Origin of the sequence: Pedococcus sp. NPDC057267, assembly GCF_042668795.1 — a bacterium.
GTDB lineage: Bacteria > Actinomycetota > Actinomycetes > Actinomycetales > Dermatophilaceae > Pedococcus.
In genome coordinates, this window is the sequence record NZ_JBHUYG010000185.1 from 1 (window position 1) to 1594 (window position 1594).

General features: G+C 69.6%; 1 protein-coding gene. It reads right to left on the bottom strand.

All coding sequences use genetic code 11. The features are described from left to right. Positions 1-67: 67 nt before the first annotated feature. A partial coding sequence (rho, locus tag ACFUC1_RS20540) for a transcription termination factor Rho (RefSeq protein WP_379123163.1) occupies positions 68-1594 on the bottom strand: 1527 nt, incomplete at its 5' end.

A 1594-nucleotide genomic window follows, 5' to 3' on the forward strand; every position in this document is an offset into this window, starting at 1 on the left:
CCTGTGTGGTGCCGGGCCCTCGGCCGGGGTTGCGGGTGCAGGACTCGCGTCAGCCCGCGGTGACGGGTCAGTCGTCCTTGTCGTCGTCGATCCTGATCGAGGACGTCTGCTGTACCTGCATGAGGAACTCGATGTTGCTCTTCGTCTTCTTGATGCGGTCGATGAGCAGCTCGATGCCCTGCTGCTGGTCGAGCGCGGCGAGCACCCGGCGCAGCTTCCACATGATCTTCAGCTCCTCGGAGGAGAGCAGGATCTCCTCCTTGCGGGTGCCGGAGTTGTTGACGTCGACCGCCGGGAAGATGCGGCGGTTGGCCAGGCCACGGTCGAGCTTGAGCTCCATGTTCCCGGTGCCCTTGAACTCCTCGAAGATCACCTCGTCCATCCGCGAGCCGGTCTCGACCAGGGCGGTGGCGAGGATGGTGAGCGAGCCACCGTTCTCGATGTTGCGCGCGGCGCCGAAGAACTTCTTCGGCGGGTAGAGCGCAGCCGAGTCGACACCACCGGAGAGGATGCGCCCGCTCGCCGGGGTGGCGAGGTTGTAGGCACGACCCAGCTTGGTGATCGAGTCGAGCAGCACGACCACGTCGTGGCCCATCTCGACGAGGCGCTTGGCCCGCTCGATGGCCAGCTCGGCGACCGTCGTGTGGTCCTCCGCGGGGCGGTCGAAGGTCGAGGAGATGACCTCGCCCTTCACCGCGCGCTGCATGTCGGTGACCTCCTCGGGACGCTCGTCGACGAGGACGACCATGAGGTGGCACTCGGGGTTGTTCGTCGTGATGGCGTTGGCGATCGCCTGCATGACCATCGTCTTGCCGGCCTTGGCCGGGGCCACGATGAGGCCACGCTGGCCCTTGCCGATCGGGGCGACGAGGTCGATGACGCGGGTGGTGAGGATGTGCGGCTCGGTCTCGAGGCGCAGCCGCTGCTGCGGGTACAGCGGCGTGAGCTTCCCGAACTCGACCCGCTTGCGGGCGTCCTCGGGGCTCATGCCGTTCACCGTGTCGAGGCGAACCAGCGCGTTGAACTTCTGGCGCTGGCCCTGCTGGTCGTCGTGCTGCGCCTTCACCGCGCCGGTCACGGCGTCGCCCTTGCGCATGCCGTTCTTCTTGACCATGCCGAGCGGCACGTAGACGTCGTTCGCGCCGGGCAGGTAGCCGGACGTGCGGACGAACGCGTAGTTGTCGAGCACGTCGAGGATGCCGGCCACGGGCACGAGGACGTCGTCCTCGGTCACCTGCGGCTCCCCCTCGTAGTCACCGAAGTCGCCACGGCCCCCGCGACGCTTGTCCCGGTTGCGGTTCCGGTTGCGGTTGCGCCGACGCCCACGGCCCTCGCCGTCGTCGTCGAAGCTGCCCTGACCCGCGCTCTGGCCGCGGCCCTGCTGACGGTTGTCAGCCGACCGGTCGTCGGCGTCGCGGTCGTGGCGGGCGTCGCCCTGCCGGGTGTCGGCCTGCCGGGTGTCGGCCTGGCGGGTGTCGCCCTGGCGGGCGTCGCCCTGCCGGGCCTCACGGTTCTCGGCGCCCTCACGGTTCCCCTGGCGGTCGCCGCGCTGGTCCCCGCGTGCGGCGACCTGGTCGCCGCGCCGGTCCTCGCC